Annotated in this window: 17 protein-coding genes and 3 tRNA genes; 4 read left to right on the top strand and 16 right to left on the bottom strand. The window is 70.0% G+C overall.

Annotation, left to right across the window (positions count from 1 at the left end; translation table 11 throughout):
- Positions 1-65: 65 nt before the first annotated feature.
- The gene (cofC, locus tag B042_RS0102485; RefSeq protein WP_028646908.1) at positions 66-827 is read left to right on the top strand and encodes a 2-phospho-L-lactate guanylyltransferase; all 762 of its coding nucleotides are present in this window, start codon (positions 66-68) and stop codon (positions 825-827) included.
- On the opposite strand, the gene B042_RS0102490 is transcribed toward cofC, so the two are convergent.
- The 3 genes from B042_RS0102490 to leuC all read right to left on the bottom strand — a co-directional run bounded on the left by B042_RS0102490 (position 811) and on the right by leuC (position 3,539).
- Positions 811-1,089, bottom strand: a complete 279-nt coding sequence (locus B042_RS0102490) for an HU family DNA-binding protein (RefSeq protein ID WP_028646909.1) — start codon at positions 1,087-1,089, stop codon at positions 811-813. The genes cofC and B042_RS0102490 overlap by 17 nt on opposite strands.
- Before the next feature lie 422 nt (positions 1,090-1,511).
- The gene (gene leuD / locus B042_RS0102495; protein WP_028646910.1) at positions 1,512-2,102 is read right to left on the bottom strand and encodes a 3-isopropylmalate dehydratase small subunit; all 591 of its coding nucleotides are present in this window, start codon (positions 2,100-2,102) and stop codon (positions 1,512-1,514) included.
- Positions 2,103-2,132: 30 nt separating this feature from the next.
- Complete coding sequence (leuC, locus tag B042_RS0102500; RefSeq protein ID WP_028646911.1) at positions 2,133-3,539, bottom strand: 3-isopropylmalate dehydratase large subunit; 1,407 nt, start codon at positions 3,537-3,539, stop codon at positions 2,133-2,135.
- A gap of 153 nt (positions 3,540-3,692) precedes the next feature.
- Here leuC and B042_RS0102505 point away from each other — a divergent pair, with 153 nt between their 5' ends.
- Positions 3,693-4,376, top strand: a complete 684-nt coding sequence (locus tag B042_RS0102505; protein ID WP_028646912.1) for an IclR family transcriptional regulator — start codon at positions 3,693-3,695, stop codon at positions 4,374-4,376.
- 87 nt (positions 4,377-4,463) lie between these two features.
- On the opposite strand, the gene B042_RS0102510 is transcribed toward B042_RS0102505, so the two are convergent.
- The 6 genes from B042_RS0102510 to B042_RS0102535 all read right to left on the bottom strand — a co-directional run bounded on the left by B042_RS0102510 (position 4,464) and on the right by B042_RS0102535 (position 8,052).
- A tRNA-Glu gene (locus B042_RS0102510) sits at positions 4,464-4,536 on the bottom strand.
- Positions 4,537-4,642: 106 nt separating this feature from the next.
- Positions 4,643-4,718, bottom strand: a tRNA-Glu gene (locus B042_RS0102515).
- Positions 4,719-4,769: 51 nt separating this feature from the next.
- Positions 4,770-4,841: transfer RNA gene (locus tag B042_RS0102520), tRNA-Gln, on the bottom strand.
- Between the two features lie 133 nt (positions 4,842-4,974).
- Positions 4,975-6,423, bottom strand: a complete 1,449-nt coding sequence (gltX, locus tag B042_RS0102525; RefSeq protein WP_081748550.1) for a glutamate--tRNA ligase — start codon at positions 6,421-6,423, stop codon at positions 4,975-4,977.
- 23 nt (positions 6,424-6,446) lie between these two features.
- Positions 6,447-7,208 carry a GDSL-type esterase/lipase family protein gene (locus B042_RS21700; RefSeq protein WP_369797657.1) on the bottom strand — a complete coding sequence of 254 codons (762 nt, stop codon included), beginning with the start codon at positions 7,206-7,208 and terminating at the stop codon, positions 6,447-6,449.
- Between the two features lie 43 nt (positions 7,209-7,251).
- Positions 7,252-8,052, bottom strand: a complete 801-nt coding sequence (locus tag B042_RS0102535; protein ID WP_028646914.1) for a fumarylacetoacetate hydrolase family protein — start codon at positions 8,050-8,052, stop codon at positions 7,252-7,254.
- A 249-nt stretch (positions 8,053-8,301) separates the two neighbouring features.
- Between B042_RS0102535 and B042_RS0102540 the strand changes: the two genes are divergently transcribed.
- The gene (locus tag B042_RS0102540; RefSeq protein WP_028646915.1) at positions 8,302-9,189 is read left to right on the top strand and encodes a DUF3152 domain-containing protein; all 888 of its coding nucleotides are present in this window, start codon (positions 8,302-8,304) and stop codon (positions 9,187-9,189) included.
- 69 nt (positions 9,190-9,258) lie between these two features.
- Here the strand turns inward: B042_RS0102540 and cimA are convergent, their stop codons facing one another.
- From cimA to B042_RS0102580, 7 genes are all read right to left on the bottom strand, one after another.
- A complete protein-coding gene (gene cimA / locus B042_RS0102545) occupies positions 9,259-10,869 on the bottom strand; it encodes a citramalate synthase (RefSeq protein WP_028646916.1) in 1,611 nt (536 codons plus the stop codon).
- A gap of 329 nt (positions 10,870-11,198) precedes the next feature.
- The gene (locus tag B042_RS0102550) at positions 11,199-12,314 is read right to left on the bottom strand and encodes a branched-chain amino acid aminotransferase (protein ID WP_028646917.1); all 1,116 of its coding nucleotides are present in this window, start codon (positions 12,312-12,314) and stop codon (positions 11,199-11,201) included.
- 198 nt (positions 12,315-12,512) lie between these two features.
- Positions 12,513-13,577 (bottom strand): 3-isopropylmalate dehydrogenase, encoded by a 1,065-nt coding sequence (locus B042_RS0102555; RefSeq protein WP_028646918.1) that lies wholly within the window; start codon positions 13,575-13,577, stop codon positions 12,513-12,515.
- Positions 13,578-14,228: 651 nt separating this feature from the next.
- Positions 14,229-15,818, bottom strand: a complete 1,590-nt coding sequence (serA, locus tag B042_RS0102565; protein WP_028646919.1) for a phosphoglycerate dehydrogenase — start codon at positions 15,816-15,818, stop codon at positions 14,229-14,231.
- A gap of 195 nt (positions 15,819-16,013) precedes the next feature.
- Complete coding sequence (gene ilvC / locus B042_RS0102570; RefSeq protein ID WP_197024155.1) at positions 16,014-17,009, bottom strand: ketol-acid reductoisomerase; 996 nt, start codon at positions 17,007-17,009, stop codon at positions 16,014-16,016.
- A 70-nt stretch (positions 17,010-17,079) separates the two neighbouring features.
- Complete coding sequence (ilvN, locus tag B042_RS0102575; protein WP_028646921.1) at positions 17,080-17,604, bottom strand: acetolactate synthase small subunit; 525 nt, start codon at positions 17,602-17,604, stop codon at positions 17,080-17,082.
- 17 nt (positions 17,605-17,621) lie between these two features.
- Positions 17,622-19,397: an acetolactate synthase large subunit gene (locus B042_RS0102580; RefSeq protein ID WP_081748558.1), complete on the bottom strand. Its 1,776-nt coding sequence runs from the start codon at positions 19,395-19,397 to the stop codon at positions 17,622-17,624.
- Positions 19,398-19,918: 521 nt separating this feature from the next.
- Here B042_RS0102580 and B042_RS0102585 point away from each other — a divergent pair.
- Complete coding sequence (locus tag B042_RS0102585) at positions 19,919-20,557, top strand: transposase (protein WP_028646923.1); 639 nt, start codon at positions 19,919-19,921, stop codon at positions 20,555-20,557.
- Positions 20,558-21,421: the final 864 nt, after the last annotated feature.

The following is a 21,421-nucleotide window of genomic DNA, read 5'->3' on the forward strand; positions in this document are numbered from 1 at the left end:
ACCCCGCCGAGAGCGCCTAATCTCGTGATCACCGCCGTTGCCGCAACCGACGTCCCGGGGGAACCGTGACCGGCTTTCGAGAGCGAGGCGGGACCGCGGGTGCCGGAGTGCCCTGGTCCCTGATCGTTCCAGTCAAGCACCTCGACCGCGCCAAGTCGCGGCTGGCCCACTCGCTCGGGCCCCACCGGGGTGACCTGGCGCTGGCCATCGCCTGCGACACGGTGGCCGCCGCCTTGGCCTGTCCGGGTGTGGGCGCGGTGTTCGCCGTGACCGACGACGACCGTGCCGGCACCCGGCTGGCCGCGCTGGGCGCCGTCGTGGTCGGCGACGAGCCCGGCACCGGCCTGAACCCGGCGCTGCGCCACGGCGCGGCCACGGCGCGGCGGCACCGGCCCGGGTCGGGGGTGTGCGCCCTGTCGGCGGACCTGCCCGCGCTGCGGCCCGAGGAGCTGGGCCGGGTGCTGTCCGCGGCGGCGGCGCTGGACCGCTCGTTCCTGCCCGACGCACCGGGTGTGGGGACGACCCTGCTCGCTTCGGCCCCCGGCCGGCGGTTCACCCCCGCCTTCGAGGGGGCCTCGCGCGCCCGCCACCTGTCCTCGGGCGCCCGGGAGCTGGTGGTGCCGGGCACGGCCTCGGTCCGCCGCGACGTGGACACGCCCGAGGACCTGGCCGCGGCGGCCCGTCTGGGGCTGGGTGAACGCACCCGCGCCCTGCTGGAGCGGATCGGCCCGGGGCGCGGAACGCACACCGCCCGGGTCCCTGTGGGGGACCCGGGCGGTGTCGAGCGGTCGCCGCGGCGCGGCGGGCCGCCTACTTCTCCCCGTTGACCAGGGTCTTGAAATCGGCGCCGGCGCGGAACTTCGGAACGAAGCTCTCCGGGACGTCGATGGCCTCGCCTGTAGCGGGGTTGCGGGCGGTACGGGCCGCGCGCTTGGACTTCTCGAACACTCCGAAGCCCGTGATGGCGACCTTGTCGCCCGACGCCACGGTGTGCTGAATGGTGTCGAGCACAGCGTTGACCGCCTCGGTGGCGGTCTTCTTGTCCCCGAGCCGGTCGGAGATCGCGTCGATCAGGTCACGCTTGTTCATAAAGGTTCCTCCGGTTCCCCCTTGCCCGCACGAAATTAGGGGAAGCGAAGGGCCTTGCACAAATACAAACGCCTGCGATCCAGGCGTGTCGGTCCCTCCCCGAACTGCGGAGAAGCTACGGAAGGCGATCGGAACACACCGCCGCACACGCCCCCAGGTGCCCCGTTTGCCCCTCTGCGGGGGACTCGAATGCCTACGTATAACCGGATTCCGGACACGAGGCGACCTCCACGGGAAGACCAGGAAAGCCTCATTGGCCGGTCACTCCAAGTAAAGGTAAAATCTTTGTGATCATGGGGCCTGCGGGCCCGCCGAGGCCGCCGTCCCCGCCCCGGAAGGCGATCCCGCACGCGGGGCCGCCCGGCACAGCGCGGCCCGGACCGGAGGGTTCCGGTCCGGGCCGCGCGGCTCGTCGGAGGGCCTCAGAGGGTCACCGGCAGCCAGCGCCTGCGCGAGGTCTCGAACTCGCTGATCTCGTCCGTGTGACGCAGTGTCAGGGCGATGTCGTCCAGCCCCTCCATGAGGCGCCAACGGGTGTAGTCGTCCAACTCGAAGGGCTCACGCACGCCCGGGCCGCGCACCTCGCGGGCGACCAGGTCCACGGTCACCTCGGTGCCGGGGTCGGCCTCGACGGCCTCCCACAGCCTGTCGATGACCTCCTGGGGCAGCAGGACGGTCAGCAGGCCGCCCTTGAGCGAGTTGCCGCGGAAGATGTCGGCGAAGCGCGACGACAGGACCACCTTGAACCCGTAGTCCTTGAGGGCCCACACGGCGTGCTCACGGGAGGATCCGGTACCGAAGTCCGGCCCCGCCACCAGCACGGTGGCGCCCTCGAACTCGGGGCGGTTGAGGACGAAGTCCGGGTCGCTCTGGCGCCACTCCGCGAACAGGCCGTCCTCGAACCCGGTGCGGCTCACCCGCTTGAGGTAGACGGCCGGGATGATCTGGTCGGTGTCGACGTTGCTGGCGCGCAGCGGCACGGCCCGACCGGTGTGGACGTCGAATTTCTCCATGGGGGTTCTCTCCTCGGTACTGGTCGGGGCCTACAGGGCTTCCAGGTCGGCGGGCGAGGACAGCGTGCCGCGCACCGCCGTGGCGGCGGCGACCTGGGGCGACACCAGGTGGGTGCGGCCACCCCGGCCCTGGCGGCCCTCGAAGTTGCGGTTGGAGGTGGAGGCGCTGCGCTCACCCGGCTTGAGCTGGTCCGGGTTCATGCCCAGGCACATCGAGCACCCGGCCTCGCGCCACTCGGCCCCGGCCGCCTCGAAGACCACCCCGAGCCCCTCCTCGTTGGCCTGCTCCTTGACCCGCATGGAGCCCGGCACCACCAGCATTCGGACCCCGTCGGCGACCCTGCGGCCGCGGATGATCTCGGCCGCGGTGCGCAGGTCCTCGATACGGCCGTTGGTGCACGAGCCCAGGAAGACGGTGTCGACGCTCACCTCCCGCATCGGTGTACCGGGCACCAGGTCCATGTACTTCAGGGCCTTCTCGGCGGCCGCGCGGGCGGAGGGGTCCTCGAAGGAGGCGGGGTCGGGCACCGGGGCGTCCAGCGGCACGCCCTGGCCGGGGTTGGTGCCCCAGGTGACGAACGGGCTGAGCTCGTCGGCGTTGAGGACGACCTCGGCGTCGAACCGGGCGTCCTCGTCAGTGCGCAGGCTCTTCCAATGCTCGACGGCGGCGTCGAAGTCCTCGCCCTGCGGGGCGTGGTCGCGCCCGCGGATGTACTCGAAGGTCGTCTCGTCGGGTGCGATCATGCCGGCGCGGGCGCCCGCCTCGATGGACATGTTGCACACGGTCATCCGGGCTTCCATCGACAGGGACCGGATCGCCTCGCCCCGGTACTCGATGACGTAGCCCTGGCCGCCGCCGGTACCGATCTTGGCGATCACCGCGAGGATGATGTCCTTGGCGGAGACGCCCGGCCGGAGCGTGCCCTCCACGGTGACCGACATCGTCCTGAAGGGCGCGAGGGGCAGGGTCTGGGTGGCCAGGACGTGCTCGACCTGGCTGGTGCCGATACCGAAGGCCAGCGCGCCGAAGGCGCCGTGGGTGCTCGTGTGGCTGTCACCGCACACGATGGTCATGCCGGGCTGGGTGAGACCGAGCTGCGGGCCGACCACGTGGACGACGCCCTGGTCGATGTCGCCCATCGGGTGCAGGCGGACGCCGAAGTCCGAGCAGTTCTTGCGCAGGGTCTCGACCTGCTTGCGGGAAACCGGGTCGGCGATCGGGGCCAGGAGGTTCTGGGTGGGGACGTTGTGGTCCTCGGTGGCGATGGTCAGGTCCGGGCGGCGCACGCTCCGCCCGGCCAGGCGCAGTCCCTCGAACGCCTGGGGGCTGGTCACCTCGTGGACGAGGTGGAGGTCGATGTACAGCAGGTCCGGCTCGCCGTCGGCACGCCGGACGACGTGCTCCTCCCAGACCTTCTCGGCCATCGTGCGTGCCATGGGCAATCGCCTCTCTCGTGCTCGGTCTCGGGCCCGGCCTTGAGGGCCCCGCGCGGATGTGCGACCTGACTTGCATTCCATATATCGAGACGGCAATATCAAGTCATGGACAACTCTAGCCCATCCAGCGGCGTTGGTGTGCTCGACAAGACGATGTCGGTCCTCGACGCACTGGAATCGGGGCCCGCGTCACTGGCCCAACTGGTGCAGATCACCGGACTGGCACGGCCCACCGCGCACCGTCTGGCCGTCGCCCTCGAACGGCACCGCATGGTCACCCGCGACAGCCAGGGCCGGTTCGTCCTGGGCCCCCGCCTGGGCGAGCTCTCCATCGCCACCGGCGAGGACCGGCTGCTGGCTGTGGCCGCCCCCGTTCTCGTCCAGCTGCGCGACCTGACCGGCGAGAGCGCCCAGCTCTACCGACGCCAGGGCGACCTGCGCGTCTGTGTGGCCGCCTCCGAACGCACCAGCGGCCTGCGCGACACCGTCCCCGTCGGCAGCGAACTGCCCATGAACGCCGGCTCGGCCGCCCAGATCCTGCTCGCCTGGGAGGATCCCGACCGCATCCGTCGCTCCCTGGTGGGCGCACGCTTCACGGCCGCCAGCCTCGCCCAGGTTCGGCGACGCCGGTGGGCCCAGAGCGTCGCCGAACGGGAGCAGGGCGTCGCGTCGGTGTCGGCACCCGTCTCCGGACCGGGCGGGCGAGTGATCGCGGCGGTCTCGGTGTCCGGCCCGATAGAGCGCCTGACGCGCGCCCCCGGACGCATGCACTCCCAGGCGATACTGTCGGCCGCGGAGAAGATCAGCGAGTCGCTGCACACCTACGAGAACCGGTAGGTCCGTCAGGGCTCGGACGGACCTACCCGGAACCCTGGAAACGCTGAAGGCCCCGCTCCACGGAGCGGGGCCTTCAGCGCCATGTCGTACCCCCGAGCGGATTCGAACCGCCGTTACCGCCTTGAGAGGGCGGCGTCCTAGGCCACTAGACGACGGGGGCCTGCAAGTTCGACCATCGCGATGATGAGTATCACAGCTACTCGAACCGGACATCGTCGGCATACGCCGACCAAGAAGAGAACCACACCGTGGAGACCTCTCCCTGCTGGTACCCCCGAGCGGATTCGAACCGCCGTTACCGCCTTGAGAGGGCGGCGTCCTAGGCCACTAGACGACGGGGGCGCACATGGGTCATCGACCCGCACGGCCCGCGGAACTCCGCAGGGCCGAGAGCTGGGCTACCAGGACTCGAACCTAGACTAACTGAACCAGAATCAGTCGTGCTGCCGATTACACCATAGCCCATAGTCTTCGGAAGGGCCCGGCGGTTCCCACCGCCCCGCCCCTCTCGGCGACGTCGTTAACTCTAGCGGACATTCGGAGTGCTCGCGAACGGAAAACGGGGCGGCCGGCCCGTCGAACCGGCCGCCCCGCTCCCTCAGCCCTGCGCGGTCTCCTTCTCCTGGGCCCGGAGCCGCTCCAGCGCGGCACCGACACGGCCGAGGACGCGCTCGCGCCCCAGCAGCTCCAGCGACTCGAACAGCGGCAGGCCGACGGTGCGCCCGGTCACGGCCACCCGCACGGGTGCCTGTGCCTTGCCGAGTTTGAGGCCCAGTGAGGCGCCGGCCTCCTCCGTGGCCGCTTTGAGGGGCTCGGCGGCCCACTCCAGCCCGGGGTCGGCGAAGCGGGCCTGGGCGGCCTCCAGCATCTCCCTGCCCACCTCCGGCTTCATGGCCTTGTTCCAGCTCTTGTCGTCCTCGACCGGCGTATCGAGGAAGAGGAAGTCCACGTTGGGCACGATCTCGCCGAGGACTGCCACGCGGCTCTGCGCCAGGGGGGCGACCGCACGGAACACGTCCTCGTTGAAAGCGGCGTCGTCCCACGGTGCGGCCTCCCCGCTCAGCCACGGCCGACAGCGCTCCACGAACTCGTCGGCCCCCAGCGCGCGGATGTACTCGCCGTTGAAGGCGCGCAGCTTCTTCTCGTCGAAGAAGGCGCTGGAGCTGTTGACGTCGGCCACCCGGAACAGCGGCTGCATCTGCGACCACGGCATGATCTCCCGGTCCTCACCCGGGGCCCAGCCCAGCAGCATGAGGTAATTGACCATCGCCTCGGCCAGGTAGCCCTCCTCCTGGTAGGACTCCAGGGCGACCTTGTCGCGGCGTTTGGACAGCTTCTTGCGCTGCTCGTTGACGATGACGGGCAAGTGCGCCCACACCGGCGGGGCCAGGTCCAGGGCCTCCCACAGCAACTGCTGCTTGGGCGTGTTGGACAGGTGCTCCTCGCCGCGGATGACGTGGGTGATGCCCATCTCGACGTCGTCGACCACGTTGGCCAGGACGAACAGGGGCGAGCCGTCGGCGCGCGCGATCACGAAGTCCTCGATGGCGGCGTGCTCGAACTCCACACGGCCGCGGATCCGGTCGTCGACGACCGTGGGACCGCCCTCGGGGACGCAAAAGCGCAGGGCACGGCCCGGACCCGCCTCCAGACCGCGGTCACGGCAGAACCCGTCGTAGCCGAGGTTGGGGTTGTCGCGGCGCTCCTGCACCTGTTCACGGGTGCAGTCGCAGTAGTAGGCCCGGCCGCTCTCGTACAGGCCCCGGGCGGTCTCACGGTGCCGGTCGGCCTGCTCCGACTGGAAGTGCGGCCCCTCGAAGTGCGGGTCGTCGGCACCGATCCCGAGCCAGGCCAGTGCGCGGATGATGCCCTCGGTCCACTCCGGACGGTTGCGAGCGGCGTCGGTGTCCTCGATGCGCAGCACCATGCGGCCCTCGGCCTGCTGCTGTGCCAGCGCCCAGTTGAACAGCGCGGAGCGCGCGCCGCCGACGTGGAACATGCCCGTGGGGGACGGGGCGAATCGGGTGCGAATAGGAGTCTCAGTCACGGGACCCAGCGTAGCGGCGACGGTCAGTCCGGCGAGGTCAGCGGACGGGGGTGGGCGGGGCCCATGCCGAACTCCTCGGAGAGGGTGTCGGCGAAGGCCGCCGCGATCTTCGCCTCGCCGCGCGCGCTGGGGTGCGTACCGTCGCGGGTGTCGACCGACGGATCCCAGCCCTCCCGGTCCGCGATGCTCAGACTGACCACCGGGGAGCGGTCCGTGCACAGGTCCGCGGTGACCCCGCGCACGAGCGCGTTGTAGTCGCGCAGGCGCAGCGCGAACGCCGGGTCGGCACCGGCGAGCGCGATCGGCGGGGACTCGGCGGCGGCGATTCGCAGATCGGGGTTGCCCCGGCGGGCCGCCGCCGCGTAGGAGCGCAGGCGGCGCTCCATCTCCGCCGCGCGCACCGGCCGCAGCAGGTCGTTGACGCCGATGAGCACACACAGGAGGTCCGCCCCGTGGCTGCGGACCTCCTCCTCGATGGATTCGGCGGCCTCGGCCAGGGTGCGCCCCCACACGGCGTTGTGCTCCCGGTCGAAACGGGGGTCCCGGTACCGTGCGGTGCCCGCCAGCCCACCGTCCCCAGCGGACGGTCCGGCGGTCTCGGCCCCCGCGATCGGGAACGGGAAGATCACGTCCTCGGCGGCGGGCGCGGTGTAGGGGCCGACGAAGTCCAGTCCCTGCACATGCGGGGCGAGGTGGTTCCACAGGTGGTACCGCCAGGTCCGGTCGCCGTCGGCTCCCTGCGTCATGGAGTCGCCGGCGATCATGACGCGTCGGAGTCCGCTCACGGGGCCTCCCCTTCCTCCCGTGTGAGGTGCGCGGGCTCGGCGGTCAGTCCTGGGCGACCACGCGGTTCCTGATCGTACCCAGGCTGTCCACGGTCACCGCGACCTCCTGGCCGGGCTCCATCGGCCCCACGCCCGCTGGAGTCCCCGTGAGGACGACGTCGCCCGGGAGGAGCGTCATGAAGGAGGTGACGTACTCGATGACCGCCGGGATGTCGTGGATGAGGCTCGACGTGCTGCCCCGCTGGCGGGTGTGCCCGTCCAGCTCGGTGGTGAGGGTCAGGTTCTGGGCCTCCTCGATACCCATCCCGGTGGTGATCCAGGGCCCCAGGGGGCAGAAGGTGTCGAACCCCTTGGCCCGGGTCCACTGCTTGTCCTTGCGCTGAAAGTCGCGGGCGGTGACGTCGTTGGCGACGGTGTAACCGAAGATCACGTCCTTGGCGCGCTCGCGCGGCACCTGTCGACAGGGCCGGGAGATGACCAGGGCGAGCTCGCCCTCGTAGTGCACCTCCTGGGACAGGGACGGGTGGATGACGGGGTCGTAGGGGCCGCACACCGACGTGGAGGGCTTGAGGAAGACCACGGGCTCCTCCGTGGCCTCCCCGGTGACGTCCGCCATCTCCGCGACGTGGTCGGCGTAGTTCTTGCCGATGCACACCACCTTGGTCGGCAGTACCGGGGAGAGCAGCCGGACGTCGGCCAGCTTCGCCCGCTCACCGGTCACCGTGATGTCGCCGATCAGGGGGTGGCCGTTGAGGCGTGAGACGTACTCCTCCCCGCTCTCGCCGTCGGACTCCACCAGTCCGAACCCGACGTCGTCCCCTGACGCGAAACGTGCGATGCGCACCCGGTGCCTCCCTCGTCGAACCACTTGCGCATCGAAGGCTATCGGCGCCGCGCCGCGAAGGCACACACGCGGACACAGGGCCCCGGCCGGGAGCACCCTGCGCTGGGGAGGCGCACAGCATGGCTTGGTTCGGGGTTGGAACGGGCTCTGGCATGCTGGATCCAGCATCTGATACCGGAGAGGTAACACCCCGTGCCCACATCCTCCTCGCCCCGGAAGGCCGCCCGTGACCGGCACCGCCGCGGTTCGCTGGGGCTCGCGCTCGGCCTGAGCCTGGCTATCGGCGCGATCATCGCGCTGATGGTCGGGATGCCGGAATCGCAGCACACCCGGCTGTTCCCCCAGGAGACGGGCGTCTCCGGTCCCGCCGCCCAGGAGGTTCCAGCCGCACCGGGCACCGGTGCACCGACCGAAGACGGGGACTCGGCGGGCACCGAACCGCGGGGCGGCGACGATCCCGCCGCACCGGACGCCCCAGCCGACGGGAGCGATCCGGCCGACGAGGGGACGCCGGCCACCGGTGGCTCCCCGACGGGGGAGCCTGGGGCGACCGCGGACGAGGAGGACAACGTCCTGCTCCGCTCCGTGGAGGAGGAGGTCGACACCGCCGGGGGCGAGTTCCGCACCATGGAGGGTGAGGGCGAGGTCATGGGCGAGGGCCCGCTGCTGACCTACGCCGTCGAGGTCGAGAAGGGACTGCCCGAGGATCCCGAGGACTTCACCGCGGCCGTCGAGGAGATCCTCGGCGACCCGCGCGGCTGGACCGGTGACGGCGAGCGGTCGGTGCAGCGCGTGGACTCCGATGACGCCGACATCCGCGTGCTCCTGTCCGCACCCGACACGGTGGACCGCCTGTGCGCGCCGCTGGACACCAACGGGTTCGTCTCGTGCGCCAACGGCAACCGCGCCATCATCAACCAGAACCGCTGGGCCACGGGCGTGGACCACTTCGACGGCGACCTGGAGACCTACCGCGTCTACCTCATCAACCACGAGGTGGGCCACACCCTGGGGCACGGGCACGTCTTCTGCCCGGGCCCGGGCGAGCCCGCCCCGGTGATGCAGCAGCAGACCCTGTTCCTCCAGGGGTGCGAGCCCAACGGCTGGGTCCACCCCGACCCCGAAGAGGCGGACTAGAGCGGGCCGCCACCGCCTCCCGAAACGCGAAGGGCCGCCTCCCGGGGCGGCCCTCGGTGTCGTCCGGGGTCAGCCCTGCGGGTAGCCCTGCTGGCGCAGGCCGTAGGTGACCGCCTGTTCGAGTGCCACCCACGAGGCGTCGACGACGTTGGCGCCGACCCCGACCGTGGTCCACTCCCGTACACCGTCGCTGAAGGTGATGAGGGTGCGTGTGATGGCGTTGGTACCGGAGGTGCCCTCCAGAATGCGCACCTTGTAGTCGGTCAGCTCCAGCCCCGCCAGTGCCGTGTACACGCCCTCCAGGGCGCTGCGCAGCGCCCGGTCGAGCGCGTTGACCGGACCGTTGCCCTCGGCCGTGGCCAGGACGCGCTCGCCCTTGACCTGGAGCTTGACGGTGGCCTCGGTGAGGCTCTCGTACCGGTCGTCCAGCGGTCCGGCGCCGTCCCGGGGCCGCCGCTCCGTGATCACCCGCCAGGACTCGGTGCCGAAGTAGCGGACCGGGGAGCCCAACTCCTCCCACAGCAGCAGTTCCAGGGAGGCGTCGGCCGCCTCGAAGCTGTACCCGGAAAGCTCCAGGCCCTTGACCCGGTCCACCACACGACCGGACAGCTCACGGTCCGCGAACAGGTCCAGGCCCAGCTCCTTGGCCTTGAGCTCGATCGAGGCGCGCCCGGCCATGTCGGACACGAGCATGCGCATACGGTTGCCGACCAGCTCGGGGTCGGTGTGCTGGTACAGGTCCGGGTCCACCTTGATGGCGGAGGCGTGCAGCCCGGCCTTGTGCGCGAACGCCGACACCCCGACGTAGGGCTGGTGGGTGTCGGGCGCCAGGTTGACAATCTCGGCGATCGCTGTGGCGACCCGGGTCATCTCGGGCAGGCAGCCCTGCGGCAGCACCTCGCGGCCGTGCTTGAGGGTGAGTGCCCCGACCACGGAGAACAGGTTGGCGTTTCCCACGCGCTCGCCGTAGCCGTTGGCGGTGCACTGCACGTGGGTGGCACCGGCGTCGACGGCAGCGAGGGTGTTGGCCACGGCGCACCCGGTGTCGTCCTGGGCGTGGATGCCCAGGCGGGCACCGGTGGCGTCGATGACCTCGCCGACGACACGGGTGATGTCGGCGGGGAGCATGCCGCCGTTGGTGTCGCACAGGACGACGACGTCCGCGCCCGCCTCCGAGGCCGTGCGAACCACGTCGAGCGCGTGCGCAGGGTCGTGGTGGTAGCCGTCGAAGAAGTGCTCGCAGTCGACGAACACCCGCTGCCCGTGCTCACGCAGATGGGAGACGGTGTCGGCGACCATGGCGAGGTTCTCGTCGGGGGTCGTGCGCAGCGCGCGCTCGACGTGGCGTGAATCGCTCTTGGCGACCAAGACCACGACCGGCGCGCCGCTCTCGCGCAGGGCGGCCACCTGCGGGTCGGCGGCGGCCCGCACACCGGCTCGGCGGGTCGCCCCGAACGCGGTGAGCAGCGCGTGCTTGAGGTCCAGCTCGCGTGCGGCCCGCTGGAAGAACTCGGTGTCCTTGGGGTTGGCCCCCGGCCACCCGCCCTCGATGAACCCCACCCCGAAGTCGTCGAGCAACTGGGCGATGGCCAGCTTGTCGGAGACCCGTAGGTTGATCCCCTCGCGCTGGGCTCCGTCACGCAGCGTGGTGTCGAAGACGTGGAAACTGTCGTCCCTCATCGGTGGAACTCCCCTGGATGCTGTGGTGTGGCAGTCGGCCCCAGCAACGAAAAAGACCCCTCGTGGACACGAGAGGTCAGCGCGCTGGCAGGGTCCGCGGGGCTGCCGGGATACGGACGGGCAGCCGTTCAGCCAGCGCGCCTCACGATAATGAGCACCTGAGACGGCATGGGGACAGTGTGCCACACGAGGTTCGGGTTACCGCACGCCGGTGCCAGAATATCCCACGATCCGAGACAGGCATATCTCACTGCGGACACCGGCGGCCCTGACCACGGGCGCGGGGCGCCCGAGAGCGTCGGACCCCCCGCGCCGCGGTCCGCGGCGTCTCAGAAGCGGGTGATCCACCCGTGCTTGTCGGCGCGGTGGCCGGTCTGCAGGCCCACCAGTTCCTCGCGCAGGCGCATCGTGACGGGGCCCGGTGCGCCGTCCCCGATCCGGAACTCGCCGTCGTGGCTCTTGACCCGGCCGACCGGGGTGATCACGGCGGCGGTGCCACAGGCGAACACCTCGGTCATCTCGCCGGACTCGACGGCCTCGCGCCACTCCTCGACGGACAGCGGCCCCTCCTCGGCCTCAAGGCCCAGTTCGGGGGCCAGGCTCAGCAGCGATTCGCGCGTGATACCCGGCAGCAGCGTGCCGGTCAGGGCGGGGGTGCGCAGCCGCGCGTCCTCCCCCGAGCCGAACACGAACCACAGGTTCATGCCGCCCATCTCCTCGACCCAGCGATGCTCGCGGGCGTCGAGCCAGACCACCTGGTCACAGCCCTGCTCGACCGCCTGGGCCTGGGCCAGGAAGCTCGCGGCGTAGTTGCCGGCGAACTTCGCGGCCCCGGTGCCACCCGGAGCGGCACGCGTGTAGTCCTTGGACAGCCACACGGTCACCGGCTTGACGCCACCGGAGAAGTAGGAGCCGACCGGCGAGGCGATGAGCAGGTAGAGGTAGCTGCGGGAGGGGCTGTTCACCCCCAGGCCGACGTCCGTGGCGATCATGAACGGACGCAGGTACAGGCTGAAGTCGGGCTTGTCGGGCACCCAGGCTCCGTCGTGTTCCAGCAGGAGTCCGATCGACGCGAGGAAGAGCTCCTCGGGCAGGTCGGGCATCGCCATCCGTGCGGCGCTCCTGTTGAACCGCGCCGCGTTGGCCTCGGGCCGGAAGGTGGCGAGTGAGCCGTCGGGGTGGCGGTAGGCCTTCAGCCCCTCGAAGATCTCCTGCGCGTAGTGCAGGGACGCGGTGGCCGGGTCCAGGCTCAGGGGCCCGTAGGGTTCGAGCCTGGCGTCGTGCCAGCCCTTGCCCTCGGTGTAGCGGATCGTCACCATGTGGTCGGTGAACACCTGGCCGAACCCGGGATTCTCCAGCAGTGCCTCACGTTCGGACGGGGTCCTCCGCCGGTCGGAGAGCTGGATGTCGAACGTCAACCCGCTTGTGGTGGTGTTGGTGTCCATGTCGTCGTGGGTCCTCTCGGGTGCATCGGGTCGACGACGGCGTCGACCCGCTCTCTAGTCTGGCGGAAAGAGCGCACCCGTTGCCACGGTGGTGGCCCGACGGCGGGCGCGCGTCGGTGGTTCCGGGCGCGCCCGCCGGTGTGTCGGATCATGGGCCGCCGGCCGCGCCCGGGGGTGGGCAGGGCCGACCTCCTCGTGTCAGCCCTGCTCGGTTACTCGGGCGGCGAGGTCGTCGCCGATGCGGGTGGTGGAGCGCACCGCGGTGCTCTGGTCCCGGGTCTTGAGGTCCGCGGCGACCGCGGACTCGATCCGGCGGGCCGCCTCGGTCTCGCCGAGGTGGTCGAGCATGGTGGCGACCGACAGGACCGTGGCGGTCGGGTCGGCCTTGCTCTGGCCCGCGATGTCGGGTGCGGAGCCGTGCACGGGCTCGAACATGCTCGGGAAGGTGCCGTCGGGGTTGACGTTGCCGCTGGCGGCCAGGCCGATGCCGCCGGTGATGGCTGCGCCGATGTCGGTGATGATGTCGCCGAAGAGGTTGTCGGTGACCACGACGTCGAAGCGGGCGGGCTGGTTGACGAAGAACATCGCCGCCGCGTCGACGTGGCAGTAGTCGACGGAGACCTGCGGGTAGGCCGCTCCGACCTCCCTGACGGTGCGCTGCCAGAGCTCACCGGCGAAGGTGAGGACGTTGTCCTTGTGGACCAGGGTGAGCCGCTTGCGCGGACGGGCGGCGGCCTTCTCGAAGGCGTAGCGGACCACGCGCTCGACCCCGAAGCGGGTGTTGACGCTGTCCTGGGTGGCGATCTCGTGCGGGGTGCCCTTGCGGAGCACACCGCCGGCGCCGGCGTAGGGCCCCTCGGTGCCCTCGCGCACGACCAGCATGTCGATGTCCTCGGGGGACACACCTGCCAGGGGGCTGTCCACGCCCGGGAACAGACGGACGGGACGCAGGTTCACGTAGTGGTCGAAGTCGAAGCGCAGACGCAGCAGCAGGCCGCGCTCCAGGACACCGCTGGGGACGCTGGGGTCGCCGACGGCGCCCAGGAGGATCGCCTCGTGTCCGCGCAGTTCCTCCTGGACCGGCTGCGGCAGGGTCTCGCCGGTGCGGTGCCACAGCTTCGCGCCCAGTTCGTACTCGGTGGTCTCGAAGGCGAGGTCGTACTGGGAGGCCGCGGCCTCCAGGACCTTGAGCCCCTCCCCGACCACCTCGGGGCCGATCCCGTCGCCGGGGATGACGGCCAGTTTCACCGTGCGCGCTGCCATACGGACTCACTTCAACTCGGATGCGACCTCGCACGTCTCACATGGCGAGATCTGAATGAACAGTGGATGAGACAAGACTAGGGCATACGCGATGGCGGCCGGCCTGGTCCCCCGACCCGGCCACACGGGTGGTCCGGGCCGACACCGTTCAGAACCGCATCGGGTCGCTGTTGTCTCGGCGGTCCAGTGCAGCCTGGAGCGCACGGCGGACCTCGTCCTCGGAGTCGGGCGTGGACGGGTACTCGACCATGTCGTACATGTGATCCTCCGGTTGCGGCCGGTGACGCCGGGAGGCCCGGTCCGTCACGAACGTCGGTGCGAATACGCGGCGCGGGAACGGCGGCGCGGGCCCGGGCGCTCGGGGGCGCCGGGCGGTGCGAGCGGCGGTGGCCGCGGAAGGAAGGAGCGGGGCGCCCCGGCGGGATCGCCTGCCGGGTGGCCGCCCGCGCGGCAGGGCGGTCGACCCCGGTCCGCACGACTCCTAGGACGACAGAATATCGGAAGTCCAACTATACGGCCAGGATTTCTCAGTATCTGAGAAACACGGGTGTCCTCACCGCTCAGCGGCGGTACGCGCAAAGCCCCGGGAGACGACGAAGGGGGCGCGGGCACTCCGCAGTGCCCGCGCCCCCTGAGCCTGCCGTGAGGGGCTCAGACCTCCAGGTCCGTCTGGCGGGTGATGTCGGCGTCGATCTCCGAGGAGATCGAGGCCAGCGTGCCGTCGGGCACCGCGGAGTCGACCGTGAGCGCGATCAGCGCCTTGCCGCCCTCGGTGTCCCGGCTGACCTGCATGCCCGCGATGTTGACCCCGGCCTCGCCCAGCAGCGCGCCGACCTTGCCCACGATGCCCGGCCGGTCCTCGTAGGAGAGGAAGACCATGTGCTCGCTGAGGCCGATCTCCATGGTGTAGCCGTTGATCTCCACCAGCTTCTCCAACTGGCGGGGGCCGGTCAGCGTACCCGACGCCGACACGCGCGTGCCGTCGGCCAGGACGCCGCGCACGGTGATGAGGTTGCGCCAGTCGCCGCTCTCCTCGCTGGTGGTGAGGTTGACCTCGACACCGCGCTCCTTGGCGAGCAGCGGCGCGTTCACGAAGGTCACGGTCTCCTCGACCACATCGGCGAACACGCCCTTGAGCGCGGCCAGCTCCAGCACCTTGACGTCGTGGGCGGCGATCTCGCCGCGCACCTCGACGTCGATACGGCTGGCGATCGCCCCGGCCAGGGAGGTGAACACCCGGCCCAGCTTCTCCGTGAGCGGCAGACCCGGCTTGATCTCCTCGGCCACACCGGTGCCCTGGACGTTCACCGCGTCGGGCACGAACTCGCCGGACAACGCCAGCTTGACCGAGCGCGCCACCTGCGTGCCCGCCTTCTCCTGCGCCTCGGCGGTGCTGGCGCCCAGGTGCGGTGCCACCACCACGTTCTCGAACTCGAACAGGGGGCTGTCCGTGCAGGGCTCCTTGGCGAACACGTCGATGCCCGCACCGGCCACCCGGCCGTCCTTGAGGGCCCGGTACAGAGCGTCCTCGTCGAGGATGCCGCCGCGCGCGGCGTTGATGATCCGCACGCTGGGCTTCACCTTGCCGAGCGCCTCGTCGCCGATCAGCCCCAGGGTGTCCTTGTTCTTGGGCAGGTGGATGGTGATGAAGTCGCTGCGCTCCAGCAGCTCGTCCAGCGTGGCCAGCTCCACGCCCATCTGCGCGGCCCGCGCGGGCTGCACGAACGGGTCGTAGGCGATGACCTTCGTGCCGAACGCCAGCAGGCGCTGGGAGACCAGCGCCCCGATCCGGCCCAGGCCGACCACTCCGACGACCTTCTCGTACAGCTCCACACCCGTGTACTTGGAGCGCTTCCACTCACCGTTGATCAGCGCGTTGTGGGCGGGGGCGGTGTTGCGCGCGCTGGCCAGCAGCAGGTTGATCGCCTGCTCGGCGGCACTGACGATGTTGGACGTGGGAGCGTTGACCACCAGGACGCCGGCCTTGGTCGCCGCGTCCACGTCCACGTTGTCCAGTCCGACACCGGCACGGGCCACAACCTGGAGGCGGTTCGCGGCGGCGATGGCCTCGGCGTCGATCCTGGTGGCGCTGCGCACGATCACGGCGTCGACGTCAGCGATGGCCGACAGCAGCTGGGACCGGTCGGCCCCGTCGGCACGGCGCACCTCGAAGTCCTCTTCGAGCAGAGCGATTCCGGCGGGCGAGAGTTCTTCCGCGACGAGTACGGCGGGTTTGGACACGAGGGTTCCTTTTCGGGTGGTGCGCAACCCGGTCGAACGGGCGGACGAGTGGTCCCGGACCGGGTGTGATGGCCGATCAAAAGTCTACCGCCGAGGTAGGGAAGCCCGCTGGCGAGTCGTGGACGAAAACCCCGCCCCGGCCGTGGTCGCGCGTGTCGGGGGACGGCTGCGCACCGCCCCCCGACACGCCCGGGGTCAGGCCTTCAGCCAGCTCATGAGCGGGCGCAGCTCGGCGCCCACCTTCTCGATCTTCTCGTTCTGCTCGGCCTCGCGGCGCTTGGTGAAGGTCGGCTGGCCCGCGTCGAACTCGTTCATGAGCTCCTTCGCGTAGCTGCCGTCCTGGATCTCACCCAGGATCTTGCGCATCTCCTCACGGGTCTGCTCGGTGATCAGGCGCGGGCCGCGGGTGTAGCCGCCGTACTCGGCGTTGTCCGACACCGACCAGTTCATCTTGGAGATGCCGCCCTCGTACATGAGGTCGACGATGAGCTTGAGCTCGTGCAGGCACTCGAAGTAGGCGATCTCCGGCTGGTAGCCCGCCTCCACCAGGGTGGCGAACCCGGCCTTGACCAGCTCCTCGGTGCCGCCGCACAGCACGGCCTGCTCACCGAACAGGTCGGTCTCGGTCTCCTCCTTGAACGTGGTCTTGATGACCCCGGCCCTGGTGCCGCCGATGCCCTTGGCCCACGACAGCGCCAGGTCCCAGGCCTGCCCGCTGGCGTCCTTCTCGACCGCGACCAGGCAGGGCACGCCGCGCCCGGCCTCGTACTGGCGGCGCACCAGGTGGCCCGGCCCCTTGGGGGCGACCATGGCCACGTCCACGCCCTCGGGCGGGGTGACGAGGCCGTAGCGGATGCTGAAGCCGTGCCCGAAGAACAGGGCGTTGCCCGGCTCCAGGTGGGGCGCGATCTCCGAGGCGTACAGGTCGCGGTGGATGTGGTCGGGGACCAGGATCATCACCACGTCGGCCTCGCGGGCGGCCTCGGCCGGGGCCGTGACCCGCAGCCCCTCCTCCTCGGCCTTCGCGCGGCTCTTCGACCCCTCAGCGAGACCGATCCGCACGTCGACGCCCGAGTCCCGCAGCGACAGCGCGTGCGCGTGTCCCTGGCTGCCGTAACCGATCACGGCGACCTTCTTGCCCTGGATGAGCGCGAGGTCCGCGGCGTCGTCGTAGTACATCTGTGCTGCCACTTGGCGTTACTCCTTGCTTCTTGCGTTCGTGGCCGCGGGACGGTGCCGAGGTCCCGTCCCCACGGCCGGCTCAGGCGCTGCGGTCGACGGCACGCAGGGAGCGGTCGGTGATCGAGCGGGGCCCCCGGCCCATGGCCACGACCCCCGACTTGACGAGCTCCCTGATGCCGAACGGCTCCAGGTTCTTGACGAGGGCATCGAGTTTGCCGGGGTCTCCGGTGGCCTCGATGACGACGATGTCCGGGCTGACGTCCACGACGGAGGCGCGGAAGAGCTCGGCGGTCTGGAGCACGTGGGTGCGGCTGTTGGCGTCGGCCCTGACCTTGACGAGCAGGAGCTCGCGCTGGACCGACGCGGGGGTGTCCATCTCCACGATCTTGACGACGTTGACCAGCTTGTTCAACTGTTTGGTCACCTGCTCCAAGGGATGGAGGTCGCAGTTGACCACGATCGTCATCCGGGACAGGCCCGGGTACTCAGTGGTGCTGACACTGAGCGAGTCGATGTTGAAGCCACGGCGGGAGAACAGGGCCGAGGCGCGCGCGAGGATCCCCGGAGTGTTCTCCACCAGAACGGAAAGCGTGTGACGGCTCATGGCGGGTAGGGCCTCTCCTAGTCCTCGTGCTCCCAGTCCGGCGCCATGTCGCGCGCGTACTGGATGTTGTCGTTGCTGATACCGGGGCCGACCATCGGCCAGACCATGGCGTCATGGCTCACGGAGAAGTCCACGACGACCGGGACGTCGTTGATCGCCATGGCCTTCTCGATGGTGGCGTCGATGTCCTCCGGACGCTCACAGCGCAGACCGACACAACCGTACGCCTCCGCGAGGCGGACGAAGTCCGGGACCCGGACCTTCTCGTCCTTGGGCGCGGTCTGCAGGTCGGTGTTGGAGTAGCGCCGGTCGTAGTAGAGGGTCTGCCACTGGCGGACCATGCCCAGGTTGCCGTTGTTGACCACGGCAACCTTGATGGGGATGCCCTCGACCGCACAGGTGGCGAGCTCCTGGTTGGTCATCTGGAAGCAGCCGTCGCCGTCGATCGACCAGACCACGCGGTCGGGGTCGCCGACCTTGGCACCGAGCGCCGCCGGGACGGAGAAGCCCATGGTGCCCAGGCCTCCGGAGTTGACGAAGGCGCCGGGGCGCTCGTAGTCGATGAACTGGGCCGCCCACATCTGGTGCTGGCCGACTCCTGCGACGTAGGTGGCCTCGGGGCCGGCGATCCTGCCCAGGCGCTGGATGACGCCCTGCGGGGAGAGGTGGCCGTCGTCGGGCTCGTCGAAGCCCTTGGGGTAGGTGGTACGCAGGCGGTTGAGCTGCTTCCACCAGGCCCCGTAGTCGCCCTCGCGGCCCTTCTCCTGGTCGGCGCGGACGGCGACGACGAGGTCGGCGAGCACCTCGCGGCAGTCACCGACGATCGGAACGTCCGCGTGGCGGTTCTTGGAGATCTCCGCGGGGTCGATGTCGGCGTGGACGATCTTGGCGTCCGGGGCGAAGCTGTCCAGGCGGCCGGTGACGCGGTCGTCGAAGCGCGCGCCCAGGGCGACGATGAGGTCGGCCTTCTGGAGCGCGCCGACCGCGGAGACGTCGCCGTGCATGCCCGGCATGCCGACGAACAGGGGGTGGCCGTCGGGGAAGACGCCCCGCGCCATGAGCGTGGTGACGACGGGGACGCCGGTGAGCTCGGCCAGGACCCGCAGTTCGGCGGAGGCCCCGGCGCGCAGGACACCGCCGCCGACGTAGAAGACGGGGCGTTTGGCCTCGGCGATCATCCGGGCGGCCTCGCGGACCTGCTTACCGTGCGGCTTGGTCACCGGGCGGTAGCCGGGCAGGTCGATGCGCTCGGGCCAGCGGAAGTCCGCCATGCTCTGGAGGGCGTCCTTGGAGATGTCGACGAGCACGGGGCCGGGGCGGCCGGTACTGGCGATGTGGAACGCCTCGGCGATGGTCTTGGGGATCTCCCGGGCGTCCCTGACCAGGAAGTTGTGCTTGGTGATCGGCATCGTGATGCCGCAGATGTCGGCTTCCTGGAAGGCGTCGGTGCCGATCATCGGGGAAGCCACCTGGCCGGTGATGGCGACCATGGGGACCGAGTCCATGTGGGCGTCAGCGAGGGGGGTCACGAGGTTGGTGGCACCGGGTCCGCTGGTGGCCATGCACACGCCGGGGCGGCCGGTGGCGTAGGCGTATCCTTCCGCCGCGTGCCCCGCTCCCTGCTCGTGGCGCATCAGGATGTGGCGCACCTTGGCCGAGTCGTAGAGAGGGTCGTAGGCAGGAAGGATGGCACCGCCGGGAATCCCGAAGACTGTGTCAACGCCGACGTGCTCCAGCGACCTGATCAGCGATTGTGCGCCGGTCATCTGCTCGGTCATCTCAAGATCCTTCAGCGAGGTCCCAGAGCCGCTGCGCGCGCTCTGGTCTGGTGGGTCTGACTCAAGGCCTGGTGTGGCAATAAAAAAACCCCCACCGCCAGTGCGGTTGAGGGGTGGCGCGCAGCAAAACCAGGTCAGCTGGCTGCGCGCCGACCAAGTACGAGAATCAGGGAGTTGCTCTGCACGATGACAACACTGGCGGACGGGGTGGGCGTACGTCAACAAGATCGCAACATTGTCCCACCATGTGGGATGACCGTGTCAGCATCCGGCCCGCAGCGGGGCCCACTGCGGCGTTGATCGGGACGGACACGACAGAGACCCCCGATCCGTGTAACACAGAACACGTTGGCGGGCCCCCGGGCCCGGGGGAGAACGTGGTTGATCTTGCCACCAGTGCAGGCGTCGGCCACCCCTCGGCTTTCGTGGTTTTTGGAGTTCTGTTCGGTTTCACATGCTTTGACATGAATCTGGACAGGCCCCCGCCCCAGGCATGACACAGGGAGCATCGACCAGTCCCGTCTCAAGGCCCGCTGATGCTCCCACACGCCACCGCACCCCCTACCCTGCAACGCCTACTCACCCACTTCTGGCCCTGCTTCACCCGCCCGACCTTCACCACCTTCGCCGCTCTGATCACCGGACTCATCACCCGCACCGGGCCACGCACCGTGTGCGGCATGCTCACCGGATCCGGCCTGGCCCGCACCCGGCCCCACGACCGCGCCCACACCTTCTTCTCCCGCCACCGGTGGAACCCCCACCACCCCGGCCAGATCATGGCCCGCCTCATCGTCGACCTGTGCACCACCCCCGGCCAGGACCTGACCCTGGCCGGCACCCTGATCAAACGCTCCGTGCGCCACGTCCGCCACCACGACGGAGCACGCCCTGCCCGCGAACATGACCTGGACTTTCAGGCTCATGTCCACCGCGGTGCCGTCCGAGGCGCCGCCGACCCCACCGGCTGGGTCGGCGACCCGGCCCGGCCGACCCGCCTGCAGCGGTCAGAAACCGGGCACCCCCGCGCAGACCGCCGGGTCCGCGGACTTCGTCCCCACCGGCGACACCGATGGTCAGGAGATGGCCGCCGTCGACACTCCAAGAACCACGAAAGCCGAGGGGGAGCTGAGCCCTGTGCCGGTAGCAAGGTCAACCACCCATGGAGCCGGTGAGTGCTGGCCAGGAAGGCACGCCACTCGCCGGCGCCGAGGAAGAGCGCGCCCAGCTCGCGGTGCCGGGTGCCGGCCCCAGCCCGTCCACGGCGATGCCGTAGCGGCCCGTGCGGGTCACGAACGGCGTGGAGTCAGTGGACCTTCTCCTTCGCCGCCTGAGCCCCGTACAGGCACGGACGGAGTGCCCTCACTCCAGAATTCCCGGCCTTTCACTACTCTGCCGCCTCCTCCGAGTGCTGACGCAGCCAGTCGGGAATGTGCTCATCGTCCCGGGGGAACATCCGGAGGCCGTGAGCGAAGGTGGCCCGGCCCGGGGCAAAGGCGAAGTCGGGCTGACCGTCGTAGTCGCAGCCGGCCTTGGCCCTACCCGGGCGAACGATGGTGCAGGCAAGGGTGCGCCAGGCCCCCTTTCCCTCTTGGCACATGCCCGCACGAAGCTGTCCAGCCCTTCCGAAAGTGCCATCAGGAGCGCCATGCGTTTCGGTCGTTCCATCCGAGCGCGTCTCGATAAGTCGAGAAGATGCGTAAGCGGCAAGGAGTCAAGCCGTGCAGGTGACGTTCTCCCAGCCATCGCCGACCGCCGCGGCAGTTCCCTGCCGATTCCTGCAAGGATCTCTTTCCACCCTTAGGGGCTAAGACGGGTTTTCTCCCCTGGCTGCACCATACGCCTCCCTTTCGCCCAACGGTTGATGTTCGGAATATTCGGATAAGAAATCGGGTCCCGTTTCACTCCGTTGGAGGACCATTTCACTATGGCCTCTCCAGGAGGCTGACATAGGAGACCGACCGCTTCACCCTGATCATTCTCGACCTCAACAGGCCGGCACCGGGAACGTGGCCGGGCCGATCCTGCCCTGGCCATCG

The sequence above is a fragment of the Nocardiopsis sp. CNT312 genome (assembly GCF_000515115.1).
GTDB lineage: Bacteria > Actinomycetota > Actinomycetes > Streptosporangiales > Streptosporangiaceae > Nocardiopsis.

What these genes read in the sequence shown, in the direction of transcription:
- B042_RS0102490 (WP_028646909.1), bottom strand. Translation starts at nt 1,089, where the DNA reads ATGAACAAGCGTGACCTGATCGACGCGATCTCCGACCGGCTCGGGGAC.
- leuD (WP_028646910.1), bottom strand. Translation starts at nt 2,102, where the DNA reads ATGGAGAAATTCGACGTCCACACCGGTCGGGCCGTGCCGCTGCGCGCC.
- leuC (WP_028646911.1), bottom strand. Translation starts at nt 3,539, where the DNA reads ATGGCACGCACGATGGCCGAGAAGGTCTGGGAGGAGCACGTCGTCCGG.
- B042_RS0102505 (WP_028646912.1), top strand. Translation starts at nt 3,693, where the DNA reads ATGTCGGTCCTCGACGCACTGGAATCGGGGCCCGCGTCACTGGCCCAA.
- cimA (WP_028646916.1), bottom strand. Translation starts at nt 10,869, where the DNA reads ATGAGGGACGACAGTTTCCACGTCTTCGACACCACGCTGCGTGACGGA.
- B042_RS0102550 (WP_028646917.1), bottom strand. Translation starts at nt 12,314, where the DNA reads ATGGACACCAACACCACCACAAGCGGGTTGACGTTCGACATCCAGCTC.
- B042_RS0102555 (WP_028646918.1), bottom strand. Translation starts at nt 13,577, where the DNA reads ATGGCAGCGCGCACGGTGAAACTGGCCGTCATCCCCGGCGACGGGATC.
- ilvN (WP_028646921.1), bottom strand. Translation starts at nt 17,604, where the DNA reads ATGAGCCGTCACACGCTTTCCGTTCTGGTGGAGAACACTCCGGGGATC.
- B042_RS0102585 (WP_028646923.1), top strand. Translation starts at nt 19,919, where the DNA reads ATGCTCCCACACGCCACCGCACCCCCTACCCTGCAACGCCTACTCACC.